Origin of the sequence: Variibacter gotjawalensis, from assembly GCF_002355335.1 — a bacterium.
In the GTDB taxonomy this organism is placed as follows: domain Bacteria; phylum Pseudomonadota; class Alphaproteobacteria; order Rhizobiales; family Xanthobacteraceae; genus Variibacter; species Variibacter gotjawalensis.
In genome coordinates, this window is the sequence record NZ_AP014946.1 from 2,366,195 (window position 1) to 2,381,112 (window position 14,918).

Genomic DNA, 14,918 nt, shown 5'->3' on the forward strand with positions numbered 1-14,918 from the left:
ACCGGTCAGCGCCGGAATTCGCGGGCTAGTTGCGCGTCGCTCGGCACGCGAACGCGCAGCCCGACGTGCCGAAATTCGATGCAGCTCAGAGCTTTAGCGACAGCCACGATAGGCTGTTGAGACACAGCAGGTGCGCTTCCCTTTCGATTGTACTCGCGGGGGTGATCGGATAGGTTCCGCGCATTGGGGCTGGCAGTGGAGGCGCGTTTCGCGTCCGCTTACGATCCCACTGTCGGGCCTCCTTAACTCATTGAGGATGTTCGATAAATCGATGGATTTCTTAAAACCCCGGTATATCCCGATGTCTCGTCGCCGCCGCATCTATGAAGGCAAGGCCAAGGTGCTTTATGAAGGTCCGGAGCCCGGTACCTTGATTCAGCACTTCAAAGATGACGCGACCGCCTTCAACGCCAAGAAGCACGAGATCATCGAGGGCAAAGGGGTGCTGAACAACCGCATCTCCGAATACGTGTTCCAGCATCTCAACAACATCGGCGTGCCGACCCACTTCATCCGCCGGCTCAACATGCGCGAGCAGTTGATCCGCGAGGTCGAGATCATCCCGCTCGAAGTCGTCGTGCGTAACGTTGCGGCCGGTTCGCTGGCGACGCGTCTCGGCATCGAAGAGGGGACGCAGCTGCCGCGCTCGATCATCGAGTTCTATTACAAGAACGACGCGCTCAACGACCCGATGGTTTCGGAAGAGCACATCACGGCGTTTGGCTGGGCAACCCCGCAAGAGATCGACGACGTCATGGCGCTCGCCATCCGCGTCAACGATTTCCTCTCCGGCCTTTTCCTCGGCGTCGGCATCCGTCTCGTCGACTTCAAGATGGAATGCGGCCGTCTGTGGGAAAACGACATGATGCGCATCGTCGTCGCGGATGAGATTTCGCCCGACTCGTGCCGCCTGTGGGACATCAAGTCGAACGACAAGCTCGACAAGGACCGCTTCCGCCGCGACATGGGCGGATTGCTCGAAGCCTACACGGATGTCGCGCGCCGCCTCGGCATCATGGGCGAGAACGAGCCGCCGCGTGGCACCGGCCCGGTGCTGGTGAAGGGCTAGTCATGGCACCTGGCGCGCTCCGACTTCGCGCCATCCGGACGAATCTGACTGCGGCCTCGCTCGCAGCGTGTGCCGTCGCGATGTTCGCGGTCTCGTTCGCCGAAGCGCAATCGCCGCAATCCTCGCGTCTCGATCTCGGCGTTTGGTCGCGCCGCGTTTCGGATGACGGCAAGCTCACCTTCTTCGAATGCGAGAACAAGATCGCATGCGGCGAGGATTCGAAAGTCTCACTGCGTCTCGGCAATCTTTCGCGTGAGCCGTGGACTGTCGAACGCGCTCGCAGCGTCGAGCAGGCCAACATCAAGCGCATGCGCGAGCAGGGCGAAGGCCGCGTCAAGGACATCGAGCTTGGCGAAACGCGTCAGATGAAAATCGACGAGGCGACGCTCATCTACACCGAGAAGAAATACATCCCGGTGAAGGGCGATCCGCGCACCGACATCGTCGGCATTCTGGTTGGCAAGACCAAGCAATACGTCATCGTCGGTTCGGCCGAGAAGCCCGAAATGGCGCGCAGCAATTTCCTCGGCTTCGCGCGCCTCGGCTCGCTGATCCTGTTCGAGATGGCGCGCGACACCGGCAAACCAGACACCAAGGAAGAGAAGAAGTAGGATGAAGGCCCGCGTCACCGTCACATTGAAGCCGAGCATTTTGGACCCGCAGGGCAAGGCGATCGAAGGCGCATTGAAATCGCTCGGCGTTGGCGGCATCGCCAGCGTGCGCCAGGGCAAGATTTTTGAGATTGAAGTCGAAGGCGGCGACAAGGCCAAGGCCGAAGCGGCATTGAAGCAAGCGGCCGACAAACTGCTCGCCAACACGGTGATCGAGAATTACCGCGTGGAGATCGAGTAGGATGAAATCAGCCGTCGTCCTTTTCCCCGGTTCCAATCGCGAACGCGACGCGGTGCGCGCGCTGCGCCTCGTCTGCGGCTCCGAGCCGAAGGTCGTCTGGCACGGCGATAGCGAATTGCCGAGCGGGACCGACCTCGTCGTGCTGCCCGGCGGTTTTTCTTACGGCGATTATCTGCGCTGCGGCGCCATCGCAGCGCGCTCGCCCGTTATGGACGCGGTGCGCAAGCATGCGGATGCGGGCGGTCTCGTGCTCGGCATCTGCAACGGCTTCCAAATTCTCTGCGAGTCGGGACTGCTGCCGGGCGTGCTGATGCGCAATGCGCAGATGCGCTTCCAATGCCGCGTCGTCGGTCTGCGTGTCGAGAATTCCGACACGCCATTCACGCGCGGCTACAATGCCGGTCAGGTCATCCACATTCCGGTCGCGCACGGCGAAGGCAACTACGAAGCTGACGCCGAGACGTTGACGCGGCTCGAAGGCGACGGACGTATCGCGTATCGTTATTGCGGCCCGAACGGCGAACTCGAGCCGAAGTACAATATCAACGGCGCGATTGCGTCGATCGCCGGCATCGTTTCCGAGAAGCACAATGTTCTCGGCCTGATGCCGCATCCCGAAAACCACGTCGAAGAGCAGATGGGCTCGACCGACGGCCGCGGCCTTTTTGCCGGCATGCTCGAACACGTCAGCCGCGCTGCTTGATCTCAGAACGATGAACGCCAAAACTCCCGAGATTACTCCCGAACTCGTCGCCGAGCATGGACTCAAGCCGGACGAGTATCAGCGCATCCTCGACCTCATCGGCCGTACACCGTCGATCACCGAACTCGGTATCTTCTCGGCGATGTGGAACGAGCACTGCTCGTACAAATCTTCGCGCATTCATTTGCGCGGTCTGCACACGAAAGCGCCGTGGGTCATTCAGGGCCCAGGCGAAAACGCCGGCATCATCTCGATCGGCGACGGCCTTGCGGTCGTCTTCAAGATGGAGAGCCACAACCACCCGAGCTACATCGAGCCGTATCAAGGCGCGGCAACCGGCGTCGGCGGTATTCTGCGCGACGTCTTCACGATGGGCGCGCGGCCGATTGCGGCGCTGAATTCGCTGTCGTTCGGGGATCCGTCGCATCCGAAGACGCGTTCGCTCGTGTCCGGCGTTGTCGCCGGCGTCGGAGGTTACGGCAATTCCTTCGGCGTTCCGACGGTCGGCGGTTCGGTGCGCTTCGACACGCGCTACGACGGCAACAATCTCGTCAACGCGATGGCCGTTGGCCTCATCGACGTGACCAAGATTTTCTACGCGAAGGCAACCGGCGTCGGAAATCCGGTCGTCTATCTCGGGTCGAAGACCGGACGCGACGGCATTCACGGCGCGACGATGGCGTCGGCCGAATTCGGTGCGGACGCCGAGGAGAAGCGCCCGACCGTGCAGGTCGGCGATCCCTTCGCGGAAAAACTGCTGCTCGAAGCGTGCCTCGAGATCATGGCGAACGATTGCGTCATCGCGATCCAGGACATGGGCGCGGCGGGCCTGACGTGCTCGGCGGTCGAGATGGGCGCGAAGGGCGACCTCGGCATCACGCTCGACATCGAGAAAGTGCCGTGCCGCGAGACCGGCATGACGGCCTACGAGATGATGCTATCGGAGAGCCAAGAGCGCATGCTCATGGTGCTCAAGCCCGAGAAGGAAAAAGAAGCCGAGGCGATCTTCCGCAAGTGGGGTCTCGATTTCGCGATCGTCGGCGAGACGACGCCGACCAAGCGCTTCCTCATCCGTCACCACGGTGAGGTGATGGCCGATCTCCCGATCAAAGAGCTCGGCGACGAAGCGCCGCTCTACAATCGGCCCTACGAAGAAACGCCGAAGCAGCCGGTGCTGCCCTTCACGTCAGTCGGCGCGAAAGGCACACTCGCGGACGCGCTGGAAAAGCTGCTCGGCTCGCCGAACCTGTGCTCGAAGCGTTGGGTGTGGGAACAGTACGATCACCTCATTCTCGGCAACACGGTGCAGCGCCCGGGCGGCGATAGCGCGGTGGTGCGGATCGAGGAGGGGCCGAAGGCGCTCGCGATCACGACGGACGTCACGCCGCATTATTGCGAAGCCGATCCGTTCGAGGGCGGCAAGCAGGCGGTCGCCGAAGCGTATCGCAATCTGATCGCGACCGGCGCGCGTCCGCTCGCGATCACCGATAACCTCAACTTCGGCAACCCGGAACGGCCCGAAATCATGGGGCAGTTCGTCGGCTGCGTGCGCGGCATCTCGGAAGCCTGCCGTGTGCTCGACTTCCCTGTCGTCGCCGGCAACGTGTCGCTCTACAACGAGACCAACGGCCGCGGCATTCTGCCGACGCCGACCATCGGCGGCGTCGGTCTCATCGACGATGTCGCGACCGCGGCCAGCATCGCGTTCAAGGCCGAAGGCGAAGCCGTGCTGATGATTGGCGAGAATACCGGTTGGCTCGGCCAGTCGTCGTATCTGCGCGATTACATCGGCCGCACCGAAGGCGCACCGCCGCCGGTCGATCTCGTGCTCGAGCGCAAGACCGGCGAGTTCGTTCGCACGCTGATCCTCGAAGGCGGCGTCACCGCCTGCCACGACGTCTCCGACGGTGGCCTGCTGGTTGCGCTCGCCGAGATGGCGATGGCCGGCAACATCGGTGTCCGCCTCTATGGCCCGCCCGTGCAGGTTCCGGCGCATGCTTATTGGTTCGGCGAGGACCAGGCGCGCTACGTCTTCACGGTCGCGGCCGACCAGGCCGAGGCCGTCATCGCGCGCGCGCGGACCGAAGGCCTCAACGTGCGCCGTCTCGGCACCACGGGCGGCGACACGATCGGTCTCACGGGCGAGCGTCCGATTTTCGTCAAAGGCCTGTCGGAGATTTCGGAGAGCTGGCTGCCGACCTACATGACGGCGCAGCCGGGTTGACCGTCAGGCTGCAGTTTCCCAAGTTAGGCGTTCAAAGGAGACTCCCACCGCGATGCCGATGACCGCTTCCGATATCGAGCGCCTGATCAAGGAGCACATTCCGGACGCTAACGTTGCGATCCGCGATTTGGCGGGCGACGGCGATCACTATGCCGCGACCGTCACGGCGGAAAGTTTTCGCGGCAAATCCCGCGTTCAGCAGCATCAGGTTGTCTATGCGGCGCTGAAGGGAGAAATGGGCGGTGCTTTGCACGCGCTGGCGCTCCAAACCGGGGTGCCCGAGTAGCTTCCGCGCCGTAACGAACACGTTGGTAGCGTTGGAGAATTCTGTAGTCACGATCTTGCGCTTTTGCTGTCCGGCTACGATTTTGCTATAAGAGCGCAAAGTCGCACCCCGAGGATTCCGATGAGCATCAACGCCTTTATCGACAATGAAGTGAAGAGCCAGGACGTCGTCGTGTTCATGAAGGGCACGCCGCAATTCCCGATGTGCGGGTTCTCGGGCCAGGTCGTTCAAATTCTCGACCACCTGGGCGTTGCCTATAAAGGCGTCAACGTCCTCGACTCGAACGAGCTGCGCGACGGCATCAAGGCCTATTCGAACTGGCCGACGATCCCGCAGATCTACGTGAAGGGCGAATTCGTAGGCGGCTGCGACATCGTCCGCGAGATGTTCCAGGCCGGCGAACTGCAGAGCCTGCTGGCCGAAAAGGGCGTCGCCGTCAGCGTCACGGCCTAATCGTCCAACACCGAGTTTCATCAAACGCCGTCCGGTCCAACCGGGCGGCGTTTTGTTATGGGGCGGAGCGGCACCACCCCCAACTGGGGGATTACAACCATAGAGCGAAAGTTAAGATTTTCTTCGGCATCACGGCGAGCCCGCCGATGGCCGGCAAGGGAGATCGAACATGCGCGTATTGGTTGCACTAGCGGCTCTGACGATGACGATGGCTTGGGTCAGCGGCGAAAGCGTCGCACAGAAGAAGAAGGGCTGCCCCGCCAATTACGAGAGCACCTGCCAAGCGTCCTGCATGAAGGCCGGCGGCCAGCCGCGCAAATGCCCACAGTACTGCGCCAAGCGTCTACGCGAGAACTGCGCGACCTAAGCCAATCCCAAAACAAAATCGCCGGGCGCGAGGCCCGGCGATTTGAAACTTTGGCTGCGAACAGCAATTAGCGCGAGTAATACTCGACGACCAGATGCGGTTCCATCATGACCGCATACGGCACTTCGTTGAGCTGCGGGATGCGCGCGTATTTCGCGGTCATCTTCGAGTGGTCGACCTCGATGTAATCCGGCACGTCGCGCTCGGCGAGCTGGGTCGCCTCGATAACGATGGCGAGCTGCTTCGAGGCTTCCTTGACCTCGACCACGTCGCCGACCTTCACCTGATAGCTCGCGATGTTGACGCGGCGACCGTTGACCTTGACGTGGCCGTGGTTGACGAACTGGCGGGCGGCCCAAACGGTCGGGACGAACTTTGCGCGATAGACGACGGCGTCGAGACGGCGCTCCAGGAGGCCGATCATGTTGGCGCCCGAGTCGCCCTTCATGCGGATGGCTTCGTCGTAGGTGCGGCGGAACTGCTTCTCGGAGATGTTGGCGTAGTAGCCGCGAAGCTTCTGCTTAGCGCGGAGCTGCACGCCGTAATCGGAGACTTTGCCCTTGCGGCGCTGGCCGTGCTGGCCCGGGCCGTATTCACGCTTGTTGACGGGGCTCTTCGGACGGCCCCAGATGTTCTCGCCCATACGGCGATCGAGCTTGTACTTAGCGTTACTGCGCTTGGTCATCGCGTCCTCGTGTTGCGATAGATTGAGGAAACGCGCCCTCCTATGTCACGGCATTTCACCGGGACTGACAGGTTTTGACCGCCATAGCGTCGGCCACAAACCACGGGTCGCGAAACGTCAAGCGGGCCGAAAAGGCCCGCCAGATGTCGCGGTGTTTAAGGGGATTCAGCGAGCCTGTCAATTTGACTTTGCGGCTTTTAAAAACCTCAAGTTGCGTAGCAACTTAAGCGTGAATGCTCGCCTTAAGATTGAAGGTCGCTAGCGCCGAATCCAGGTCCGGGCGGGCGCCCGACGTAAATTCCGCAAAAGCATCCAGCCTTGGCGACGGCTTTTGCGGCCCGACCAGCGAGACCACGCGGCGCGCGATGGCGGGCGCCGGATCGATATAGGTCACCGGCCACGGCGCGACGCGCCGCATGCGCTCGGTGAGCAGCGGGAAATGCGTGCAGGCAAGCACCAGCGTGTCGGTGCGCGCGATCCCGTCGTCCTTGAAGGCCGGCGCGATGGCTTCTGCCAGCTCTGCGTCGGAGACCGGATCGCCCTTGAGTTCGCGTTCCGCGTAGGGCGCGAGCAAAGCCGAACCGACGACATTCACTTTGCAGCCGGTGGCGAATTCACGGATCAGCGCCTGCGTGTATTCGCGCTTCGCCGTCGCCTCGGTGCCGAGCACGGAGACGCGCTTCGTCTGCGACAGCGCGCAGGCCGGCTTGATCGCCGGCACCGTGCCGACGAAGGGCACCGCGAAAGTTTTGCGCAGCTCCGGCAGCACGATCGTCGACGCCGTATTGCAGGCGATGACGATGAGGTCCGGGCTGTAGCGATCGATATAGCCGCGCATCAGCGCGGTCACACGGGCAACCAGCTTGTCTTCCGGCAAGGCGCCATACGGAAATAGCGCGTCGTCAGCCGCGTAGATGAAGCGCGCGTCCGGCCGCGCTTTCGCGACCTCGCGGAACACGGTCAGCCCGCCGACGCCGGAATCGAACACCAAAATGGTCGGGTGGCTCAGCACGCGACCCTCGACGGACGGCCCATGCAGCAAAGGTTTGAGCGCCAGCGGAGGCGCCGGCACGAACGGCAATTCGCCGGACGAATAGTTATCGATGCGCACGTGGCAGTCCCTGATCCCACAGGAGACATTGCCGCGAAAGAGTTAAGGCTTGGCATACGGCGGCTCCGCCGTGGGGCCGGGCTCGATGGTCAGCTTCGAGAGGAATTTGCCGAAGCGCAGCAGCCCGTCCGGCCACGGCCCATGCCCGGATGCCGTGTTCATGTGACCGACATCGCCCGCATTCACGAATTCGGAGCCGAAGGCGGCGGCCATCTGCTCGGCCTGCTCGACCGTGCAGAGCGGATCGCTCGCGCTGCCGATCAGCACGGACGGGAAGGGGAGCGCCCGCGGCGGAATCTCGAAGAAGGCTGGATCGACGTCGGCGCGCAGCCCATCGCTCGGCGTCGCGACCGGCGCGACCAGATAGGCGCCGACGACTTTTTCGTCGATGAGATCGCACCCCGCCAACACCGTGTTGATGCCGAGCGAATGCGCGACAAGCACGACTGGCCGCGTCGCTTCCTCGACGGCTTCGGCGAGCCGCGCCACCCACGCATTCAGCACCGGCTTTTCCCAGTCGTGCTGAGCCACCCGCCGCGCGGTGGTGAGTTTGTTCTCCCACCGCGTCTGCCAGTGATCGGGGCCCGAACCGGTCCAGCCCGGAAGGATGAGGATGTCGGCGTCAGAGGTTCGCATCGTCGCGAAATAGGCCTCGGAGATCGTTGCGTCAACTCGGCGCTGCCGTAAGCTATCGGGCATTGCTCTGGGGATTTTTGCAATGCTTATTCAGTACATCGTTGCTCTGTTCTTAGCCGTCGTCGATTTGTTCAACGAGAAGCCGAACGTGAACTACGACTTCGACAAAGCCGCAATGGAAGTGGCTTTGAAAGAAGCCAAGCGAACACTACCGATGTTCCTCGAAGCGTTCGAGAAAAAGAACGCCGGGCGCTTTTATGTCAAAGTGCTGATGGCATGTCCTGATCCGGACGGCGGCGAATATATCTGGATCGACGATCTCAATAGGGTTGGCGACGACTTCACTGGTCGTTACGCAAATGTGCCGGGTTGCCGAGAGGACGTACGCCGAGGTTCACCTCTTCGTTTCAAGCGAGACGACATCGTCGATTGGTCGTTTATGCGCGATGGCAAGATGCACGGATCATATTCGACGCGCGTCACGCTCAAAGATATGTCGCCTAGCGAGGCCGACGAGTATCGGAGAATCCTAGCGCCGCTGCCCGACTAACGCCTAGCCGAACACGCGCGCGAAAATCGTATCGACGTGTTTGAGGTGATGCTCGAGATCGAACAGCGCGTCGAGTTCTTTCTCGGACATCTTTTCGCGCACGTCGGCGTCGCCTTTGAGGAAGGTGAGGAAATCGCCTTCACCGAGCCACGCGCGCATAGCGTTGCGCTGGACCCACTTGTACGAGTCCTCGCGCGACACACCCTTCTGCGTCAGCGCGAGCAGCACGCGCTGCGAATGAACGAGACCGCCTTGGCGATCGAGATTCTTCAGCATGTTCTCCGGATAGACGACGAGCTTGTCGACCAATCCCGTAAGGCGGACGAGCGCGAAGTCGAGCGTCACCGTCGCGTCCGGGCCGATCATGCGCTCGACCGACGAATGCGAGATATCGCGCTCGTGCCAGAGCGCGACGTTCTCGAGCGCCGGCGTGACGTAAGCGCGGACCATGCGGGCGAGCCCGGTGAGATTCTCCGACAGCACCGGATTGCGCTTGTGCGGCATCGCGGACGAGCCCTTCTGCCCGACCGAGAAAAACTCTTCAGCTTCGTTCACTTCCGAACGCTGCAGGTGACGTACCTCGGTGGAGAGGCGTTCGATCGACGACGCGATCACGCCGAGCGTCGCGAAATACATCGCGTGGCGATCGCGCGGGATCACCTGCGTCGACACCGGCTCAGGCTTGAGGCCGAGCTTCGCCGCGACATGCGCTTCGATGCGCGGATCGACTTGCGCGAATGTCCCGACCGCGCCCGAGATTGCGCAGGTCGCGATATCTTCGCGCGCATGCACGAGACGTTCGCGGTTGCGCGAGAATTCTGCGTAAGCCTGCGCGAGTTTCAAACCGAACGTCGTCGGCTCCGCGTGGATGCCATGCGAGCGGCCGACCGTTGGCGTCATTTTGTGTTCGATGGCGCGGCGCTTGATCGCGACGAGCAGCGCCTCGAGGTCGGCGAGCAGAATATCGGTCGCGCGCGCGAGCTGGACGTTGAAGCAGGTGTCGAGCACATCCGACGACGTCATGCCCTGATGCACGAAACGTGCGTCGGGTCCAACGATCTCGGAGAGATGCGTGAGGAAAGCGATGACGTCGTGTTTCGTCTCGCGTTCGATCGCGTCGATGCGGTCGACATCGAACGTCGCCGGGCCGCCTTTCGCCCAAATCACCTTAGCGGATTCTTTCGGGATGAGGCCGAGTTCGGCCATCGCATCGGCCGCATGCGCCTCGATCTCGAACCAGATGCGGAAACGCGTCTGCGGCGACCAGATGGCCGCCATTTCGGGCCGGGAATAGCGCGGGATCATGCGGGAAAGCTCCTTCGGCGCCGCTTTATCAGACGCGGCGGAGCGGGGCAAACTGTGCGGAGCCCCAAACTCAGATGTCATCCCGGCCAAGCTTGCGCAGCAAGCGAGGAGCCGGGATCCATGACTCCCAGTGGCGCAGGGATACTTGGATCCCGGATCAGCGCGCAGCGCTTCGCGCGCGCCCTGTCCGGGATGACAGCCCGTTGCGTTGCTTCTGATGAAATCAGGACCTAAGCGGCTTCGCCCCGCGCATGCGCGGCGGCATTGCGGATCGCGGCGATGTTGGCGCGATAGGCGGCTTCGGTGCCGCCCTTGAACACGGCCGAACCTGCGACCAGCACGTTGGCTCCGGCGCGCGCCACCTGATGCGCATTTTCAGCCGTCACGCCGCCGTCGACTTCGATGTCGATCGGGCGGCCGTTCGCGAGCGCGGCGACCTGCGCGATCTTATCGAGCTGCGACGTGATGAACTTCTGTCCGCCGAAACCCGGATTCACCGACATCACCAGAATGAGATCGACGAGATCGATGACGTTCTCGATCGTGCTCACCGGCGTGCCGGGATTAAGCGTCACGCCAGCCTTCTTGCCGAGCGCGCGGATCGCCTGCAGCGAGCGATGCACATGCGGGCCGGACTCGACATGCACCGTGATGATGTCGCTGCCGGCTTTCGCGAAGGCTTCGAGATACGGATCGCACGGCGTGATCATCAAATGCGTGTCGAAGACTTTCTTCGAATGCGGCCGCAACGCCTTCACGATATCCGGACCGAACGAGATGTTCGGCACAAACCGCCCGTCCATGATGTCGAGGTGAATGTAGTCGGCACCTGCCGCATCGATCGCGCGTAGCTCTTCGCCAAGGCGAGAGAAATCGGACGCCAGGATCGACGGCGCGATGAGAAGAGGGCGCGTCATGCCGCCGGAGCCGTCAGCACGGCGTAGAGCGCCTCGGCGTCTTCCGACTCGCGCAGCTTCTTCGCGACAGCCGGTTCGCGCAGCAAGCGTGCGACACGCGCAAGCGCTTTGAGATGGTCCGCGCCGGCGCCTTCCGGCGCGAGCAGCAGGAACACGAGATCGACCGGTTGATTATCGAGCGCTTCGAAGTCGATCGGGCGGCCGAGCCGCGCGAACAAACCGAATAGCTTGTCGAGCTTCGGCAGCTTGCCGTGCGGGATCGCAATGCCGTTGCCGACCGCGGTCGAACCAAGACGCTCGCGCTGCATGAGAACTTCGAGCACAGCGCGCTCGTTCTGTCCGGTCAGCTCTGCGGCTTTCTCGGCGAGCTCCTGCAGAGCTTGCTTTTTGCCGACGACCTTCAACGCCGGAATCACGGCGTGGGGTGTGACGAGGTCAGTGACCGGCATGGTGGTCCAACTACATCCTGGCGGCGTCTACGCCGTTCAACGCGGCGCATTCGCCGCCCGTGGAAGAGCAGCTTTCCCGCCGCCCCATTAAAGGCGGCGGAACATAGGCACGCCCAATCGGGGCGTCAATGCTTCGCGTCGACAGCCATAGCGGGCGGATCGACCCACCCGATATGGCCATCCGGACGACGATAAACAATGTTCACTCGGCCATTGCCGGCGTGACGGAAAACGATGACCGCAGCACCAGTTAAGTCGAGTTCCAGAACCGCTTCACTGACCGGAAGCAGCTTCAGCGCGGTGGTCGATTCGGCGACGACGACCGGATTGAATTCCACAGCTGTTTCGTCGTCGTCGTGCTCCGGCGCTGCCAAAACGTAGGTTGCGGCATTGATCGCTTCGGCGGTTGCGGCATGTCCGTTGGCGCGCTGCGCGCTGCGATCCTTCAGACGGCGCTTATAGCGGCGAAGACGCTTTTCGATTCGCTCGGCGGCCTGATCCGCACTCGCGTAAGGGTCCGCCGCCATCGCTTCGGCTTCCAGCGTGATGCCGGACTGCAAGTGAATCGTGCATTCGGTGCGAAAGCCGAAGCCGTCGCGGGATACGGTCGCGTGGCCGGTATGTCCGGCTTGAAAATGCTTTTCCATCGCTTCTGCGATCCGTGCGCTAACGCGCTCACGCAGAGCTTCGCCAATGTCGAGATTCTTTCCCGAAACGCGAAATGACATCACTTTCCTCCAATCCCCGTCGCGAGCAGATCGCGGCGGATAACGAATGAACGGAGAGTCTAGTGCGAATTCGCCGAAGAAGGAAACACAACAAACGGTAAATCAGGCCGTGCGTCCAAAGGCTTGACCGAGCGCTTGCTTATCGCGTCTGCGTTGCACCGAGGAGGGGATTCGCATCGCTTCGCGATATTTCGCGACAGTTCGCCGCGCAATGTCGATTCCGGCATCGCGCAGACGGGTCACGATCGTATCGTCGGACAAAATGTCGCTAACGCCTTCACCATCGATCAAGTTTTTGATGCGGAAGCGAACGGCTTCTGCCGAATGCGCATCTCCGCCGTCAGCCGACGCGATCGACGAGGTGAAGAAGTACTTCAGCTCGAAGATGCCGCGCGTGGTCGCCATGTATTTGTTGGCGGTGACACGCGAGACCGTCGACTCGTGCATTCCGATCGCGTCCGCGATCACGCGCAGGCTGAGTGGACGCAGGTGCTGCACGCCGAGCGCGAAGAAGCCGTCCTGCTGACGCACGATTTCGGTGGCGACCTTGAGGATCGTGCGGGCGCGCTGATCGAGCGCGCGAACGAGCCACGTGCCGTTCTGCATGCACTCGGAGAGGTAGGCCTTTTCGCCCGGCTTGAGCACGCCTTTCGAGACCTGCGCGAAGTAGCTCTGGTTGAGCAGCACCTTCGGCAGCGTGTCGTTGTTGAGTTCGACTTGCCAGCTACCGTCCTGCGCGGGGCGCACGAGAACGTCAGGGATGACAGGCTGTACGAGCGTCGAACCGAACGCGTGACCCGGCTTCGGATTGAGCTGGCGGATCTCGCCGACCATCTCGGCGATGTCTTCATCGTCGACGCCGCAAAGCTTGCGCAACTGCGCGTAGTCGCGCTTCGCGATCAGCTCCAGGTTGGCAATCAGCACAGCCATCGCGGGATCGAAGCGATTGCGATCTCTGAGCTGCAGCTCGAGACATTCGGCGAGATTGCGTGCACAGACGCCTGCCGGATCGAGCGTTTGCAGAACCGATAGAACGCGCTCGACATGCGCGGCCTCCGCGCCGAGCTTCTCGGCGATCGGCGCGAGTTCGCCGCTGATGTAGCCGGCCTCGTCGACCATATCGATGAGATGCGCGCCGATCAGCCGGTCGACCGGGGAAGTGAGGGCAAGCGCCATTTGCTCGGAGAGATGATCGCGCAGGGAGATCTCCGCGGCGGCGAAAGACTCAAGGCCGAAATCGTCGCCGTCGCGGCCGCCGGAGCCGACGTTCGCCCATTCGGAGACGGCAGGCAGCTCGTTCGTCGAAGCACGGGCAGGCTGGTCGGGCAATTCGCTCGGGAAGACGTTTTCGAGGCTGGTGTCGAGGCGCTGCTCGATGCTGTCGCGGCTGACGTCGAGGCTTTCGCCCATCCAGTCGCTGCTGTCGGGCTCGCCATCGGCAAATTCGCGATCCGAAGCCGGTGCCTCATTTTCAGGCACGTCATTGCTCGGTTCGGCATCTGCCCGTTCAAGCAGCGGGTTCTTTTCGAGCTCGGCCTCGACATAGGCCGAGAGGTCAAGACTAGACAGCTGCAAGAGTTTGATCGCCTGCATCAATTGCGGCGTCATAACAAGGGCTTGGCCCTGTCGAATTTCCAGTCTCTGTGAAAGTGCCATGGTCCCGGCGACGCAAGAAGGTGACTAAGTGCCTAATTTCGGCACGATTATTGCATGCACCTTTAGGCGAGTCGAGCCCCACCGCAACCTACAGCCGGAATTCCTCACCAAGGTAAAGACGGCGGACATCCGGGTTGCTGACGATGTCGTTCGGCGTGCCTTCCATCAACACTTCGCCCGAATAGATGATGTAGGCGCGGTCGGTGAGGCCAAGAGTTTCGCGCACGTTGTGATCGGTGATCAAGACTCCGATCCCGCGCGTGGTTAAGTGCTTCACAAGAGTCTGAATATCTCCGACCGCAATCGGGTCGATGCCGGCGAACGGTTCGTCGAGCAGCATGTAGGTCGGCCGCGTCGCCAAGGCGCGCGCAATCTCGCAGCGCCGCCGCTCACCGCCCGAAAGTGCGATCGACGGTGTTTTGCGCAACCGCGTGATGTGAAATTCTTCGAGCAGCTCGTCGAGCTCTGCTTCGCGCTTGTCGCGGTTCGGTTCGACAGCTTCCAACACGGCGCGAATGTTGTCCTCGACGCTGAGCCCGCGAAAAATCGAGGCTTCCTGCGGCAGATAACCGATGCCGAGGCGGGCGCGTTGATACATCGGCAGGCCCGTAATGTCGTTGCCGTCGAGCTCGATCATCCCGGCGTCGGCTTTGATTAGGCCGGTGACCATGTAGAAGATCGTCGTCTTGCCGGCGCCGTTCGGGCCGAGCAGGCCGACGGCCTCGCCGCGCCGAACGTAGAGGCTCGCGCCCTTCACGACCTTGCGGCGGCCGAAGCTCTTCTCGACGCCATGTGCTGCGAGATAGTGATCGACGCCGTCGTCGGCGGCTTGAGGCGCAGGCGCGCGTCCAGCCTGTCCCGATGATCCACCGTTTCGACGCAGCAACCGACTCAGCATGGGAGCAACCTAGTCAGCCGCAGCGGTGG

Annotated in this window: 18 protein-coding genes; 9 read left to right on the plus strand and 9 right to left on the minus strand. The window is 62.2% G+C overall.

All coding sequences use genetic code 11. The annotated features are described in order from the left end of the window. The first annotated feature begins 271 nt into the window (after positions 1–271). The 8 genes from purC (at position 272) to GJW30_RS22680 (ending at position 5,954) form a co-directional block, all read left to right on the plus strand. Positions 272–1,069: a phosphoribosylaminoimidazolesuccinocarboxamide synthase gene (purC, locus tag GJW30_RS11450; RefSeq protein WP_096358790.1), complete on the plus strand. Its 798-nt coding sequence runs from the start codon at positions 272–274 to the stop codon at positions 1,067–1,069. Positions 1,070–1,071: 2 nt separating this feature from the next. Further along, the gene (locus GJW30_RS11455; RefSeq protein ID WP_096355398.1) at positions 1,072–1,680 is read left to right on the plus strand and encodes a hypothetical protein; all 609 of its coding nucleotides are present in this window, start codon (positions 1,072–1,074) and stop codon (positions 1,678–1,680) included. A 1-nt stretch (position 1,681) separates the two neighbouring features. Next, a complete protein-coding gene (purS, locus tag GJW30_RS11460) occupies positions 1,682–1,921 on the plus strand; it encodes a phosphoribosylformylglycinamidine synthase subunit PurS (protein ID WP_096355400.1) in 240 nt (79 codons plus the stop codon). Position 1,922: 1 nt separating this feature from the next. After that, complete coding sequence (gene purQ / locus GJW30_RS11465) at positions 1,923–2,624, plus strand: phosphoribosylformylglycinamidine synthase subunit PurQ (protein WP_096355402.1); 702 nt, start codon at positions 1,923–1,925, stop codon at positions 2,622–2,624. 10 nt (positions 2,625–2,634) lie between these two features. Next, complete coding sequence (gene purL, locus GJW30_RS11470) at positions 2,635–4,848, plus strand: phosphoribosylformylglycinamidine synthase subunit PurL (protein WP_096355404.1); 2,214 nt, start codon at positions 2,635–2,637, stop codon at positions 4,846–4,848. Positions 4,849–4,900: 52 nt separating this feature from the next. Further along, entirely contained in the window at positions 4,901–5,134 is a 234-nt protein-coding gene (locus GJW30_RS11475) for a BolA/IbaG family iron-sulfur metabolism protein (protein ID WP_096355406.1), read from the plus strand. 120 nt (positions 5,135–5,254) lie between these two features. Next, on the plus strand, positions 5,255–5,587 hold the full coding sequence (gene grxD, locus GJW30_RS11480; RefSeq protein ID WP_172887582.1) for a Grx4 family monothiol glutaredoxin: 333 nt from the start codon (positions 5,255–5,257) through the stop codon (positions 5,585–5,587). Between the two features lie 169 nt (positions 5,588–5,756). Further along, the gene (locus GJW30_RS22680; protein WP_130364895.1) at positions 5,757–5,954 is read left to right on the plus strand and encodes a hypothetical protein; all 198 of its coding nucleotides are present in this window, start codon (positions 5,757–5,759) and stop codon (positions 5,952–5,954) included. 67 nt (positions 5,955–6,021) lie between these two features. Here GJW30_RS22680 and rpsD read toward each other — a convergent pair whose 3' ends face one another. The 3 genes from rpsD to GJW30_RS11495 form a co-directional block, all read right to left on the minus strand. Next, entirely contained in the window at positions 6,022–6,639 is a 618-nt protein-coding gene (gene rpsD / locus GJW30_RS11485; RefSeq protein ID WP_096355408.1) for a 30S ribosomal protein S4, read from the minus strand. Positions 6,640–6,862: 223 nt separating this feature from the next. Then, complete coding sequence (gene murI / locus GJW30_RS11490) at positions 6,863–7,651, minus strand: glutamate racemase (RefSeq protein WP_096358792.1); 789 nt, start codon at positions 7,649–7,651, stop codon at positions 6,863–6,865. A gap of 141 nt (positions 7,652–7,792) precedes the next feature. After that, on the minus strand, positions 7,793–8,386 hold the full coding sequence (locus GJW30_RS11495) for an RBBP9/YdeN family alpha/beta hydrolase (protein WP_096358793.1): 594 nt from the start codon (positions 8,384–8,386) through the stop codon (positions 7,793–7,795). A 148-nt stretch (positions 8,387–8,534) separates the two neighbouring features. On the opposite strand from GJW30_RS11495, the gene GJW30_RS11500 reads away from it, so the two are divergent. Beyond that, positions 8,535–8,936 (plus strand): YegJ family protein, encoded by a 402-nt coding sequence (locus tag GJW30_RS11500; RefSeq protein WP_157746741.1) that lies wholly within the window; start codon positions 8,535–8,537, stop codon positions 8,934–8,936. A 3-nt stretch (positions 8,937–8,939) separates the two neighbouring features. Here the strand turns inward: GJW30_RS11500 and purB are convergent, their stop codons facing one another. The 6 genes from purB to lptB form a co-directional block, all read right to left on the minus strand. Then, the gene (gene purB / locus GJW30_RS11505; protein WP_096355412.1) at positions 8,940–10,241 is read right to left on the minus strand and encodes an adenylosuccinate lyase; all 1,302 of its coding nucleotides are present in this window, start codon (positions 10,239–10,241) and stop codon (positions 8,940–8,942) included. A 230-nt stretch (positions 10,242–10,471) separates the two neighbouring features. Then, complete coding sequence (gene rpe, locus GJW30_RS11510) at positions 10,472–11,158, minus strand: ribulose-phosphate 3-epimerase (protein WP_096355414.1); 687 nt, start codon at positions 11,156–11,158, stop codon at positions 10,472–10,474. Beyond that, a complete protein-coding gene (ptsN, locus tag GJW30_RS11515) occupies positions 11,155–11,607 on the minus strand; it encodes a PTS IIA-like nitrogen regulatory protein PtsN (RefSeq protein WP_096355416.1) in 453 nt (150 codons plus the stop codon). Before ptsN ends, rpe begins: the two co-directional genes overlap by 4 nt. A gap of 125 nt (positions 11,608–11,732) precedes the next feature. Further along, positions 11,733–12,335, minus strand: coding sequence for a ribosome hibernation-promoting factor, HPF/YfiA family (hpf, locus tag GJW30_RS11520; RefSeq protein WP_096355418.1), 603 nt, complete (start codon positions 12,333–12,335; stop codon positions 11,733–11,735). 102 nt (positions 12,336–12,437) lie between these two features. Then, a complete protein-coding gene (rpoN, locus tag GJW30_RS11525; protein ID WP_096355420.1) occupies positions 12,438–13,991 on the minus strand; it encodes an RNA polymerase factor sigma-54 in 1,554 nt (517 codons plus the stop codon). 88 nt (positions 13,992–14,079) lie between these two features. Then, the gene (gene lptB / locus GJW30_RS11530) at positions 14,080–14,889 is read right to left on the minus strand and encodes an LPS export ABC transporter ATP-binding protein (protein WP_245408485.1); all 810 of its coding nucleotides are present in this window, start codon (positions 14,887–14,889) and stop codon (positions 14,080–14,082) included. Positions 14,890–14,918: the final 29 nt, after the last annotated feature.

Excerpts from the sequence above, each read along its gene's own strand:
- purL (WP_096355404.1), top strand. The coding sequence starts at position 2,635 with ATGAACGCCAAAACTCCCGAGATTACTCCCGAACTCGTCGCCGAGCAT.
- GJW30_RS11455 (WP_096355398.1), top strand. The coding sequence starts at position 1,072 with ATGGCACCTGGCGCGCTCCGACTTCGCGCCATCCGGACGAATCTGACT.
- purC (WP_096358790.1), top strand. The coding sequence starts at position 272 with ATGGATTTCTTAAAACCCCGGTATATCCCGATGTCTCGTCGCCGCCGC.
- purS (WP_096355400.1), top strand. The coding sequence starts at position 1,682 with ATGAAGGCCCGCGTCACCGTCACATTGAAGCCGAGCATTTTGGACCCG.
- rpoN (WP_096355420.1), bottom strand. The coding sequence starts at position 13,991 with ATGGCACTTTCACAGAGACTGGAAATTCGACAGGGCCAAGCCCTTGTT.
- rpsD (WP_096355408.1), bottom strand. The coding sequence starts at position 6,639 with ATGACCAAGCGCAGTAACGCTAAGTACAAGCTCGATCGCCGTATGGGC.
- GJW30_RS11475 (WP_096355406.1), top strand. The coding sequence starts at position 4,901 with ATGCCGATGACCGCTTCCGATATCGAGCGCCTGATCAAGGAGCACATT.
- lptB (WP_245408485.1), bottom strand. The coding sequence starts at position 14,889 with ATGCTGAGTCGGTTGCTGCGTCGAAACGGTGGATCATCGGGACAGGCT.
- grxD (WP_172887582.1), top strand. The coding sequence starts at position 5,255 with ATGAGCATCAACGCCTTTATCGACAATGAAGTGAAGAGCCAGGACGTC.
- GJW30_RS11495 (WP_096358793.1), bottom strand. The coding sequence starts at position 8,386 with ATGCGAACCTCTGACGCCGACATCCTCATCCTTCCGGGCTGGACCGGT.
- ptsN (WP_096355416.1), bottom strand. The coding sequence starts at position 11,607 with ATGCCGGTCACTGACCTCGTCACACCCCACGCCGTGATTCCGGCGTTG.
- purB (WP_096355412.1), bottom strand. The coding sequence starts at position 10,241 with ATGATCCCGCGCTATTCCCGGCCCGAAATGGCGGCCATCTGGTCGCCG.
- hpf (WP_096355418.1), bottom strand. The coding sequence starts at position 12,335 with ATGTCATTTCGCGTTTCGGGAAAGAATCTCGACATTGGCGAAGCTCTG.
- purQ (WP_096355402.1), top strand. The coding sequence starts at position 1,923 with ATGAAATCAGCCGTCGTCCTTTTCCCCGGTTCCAATCGCGAACGCGAC.
- GJW30_RS22680 (WP_130364895.1), top strand. The coding sequence starts at position 5,757 with ATGCGCGTATTGGTTGCACTAGCGGCTCTGACGATGACGATGGCTTGG.
- rpe (WP_096355414.1), bottom strand. The coding sequence starts at position 11,158 with ATGACGCGCCCTCTTCTCATCGCGCCGTCGATCCTGGCGTCCGATTTC.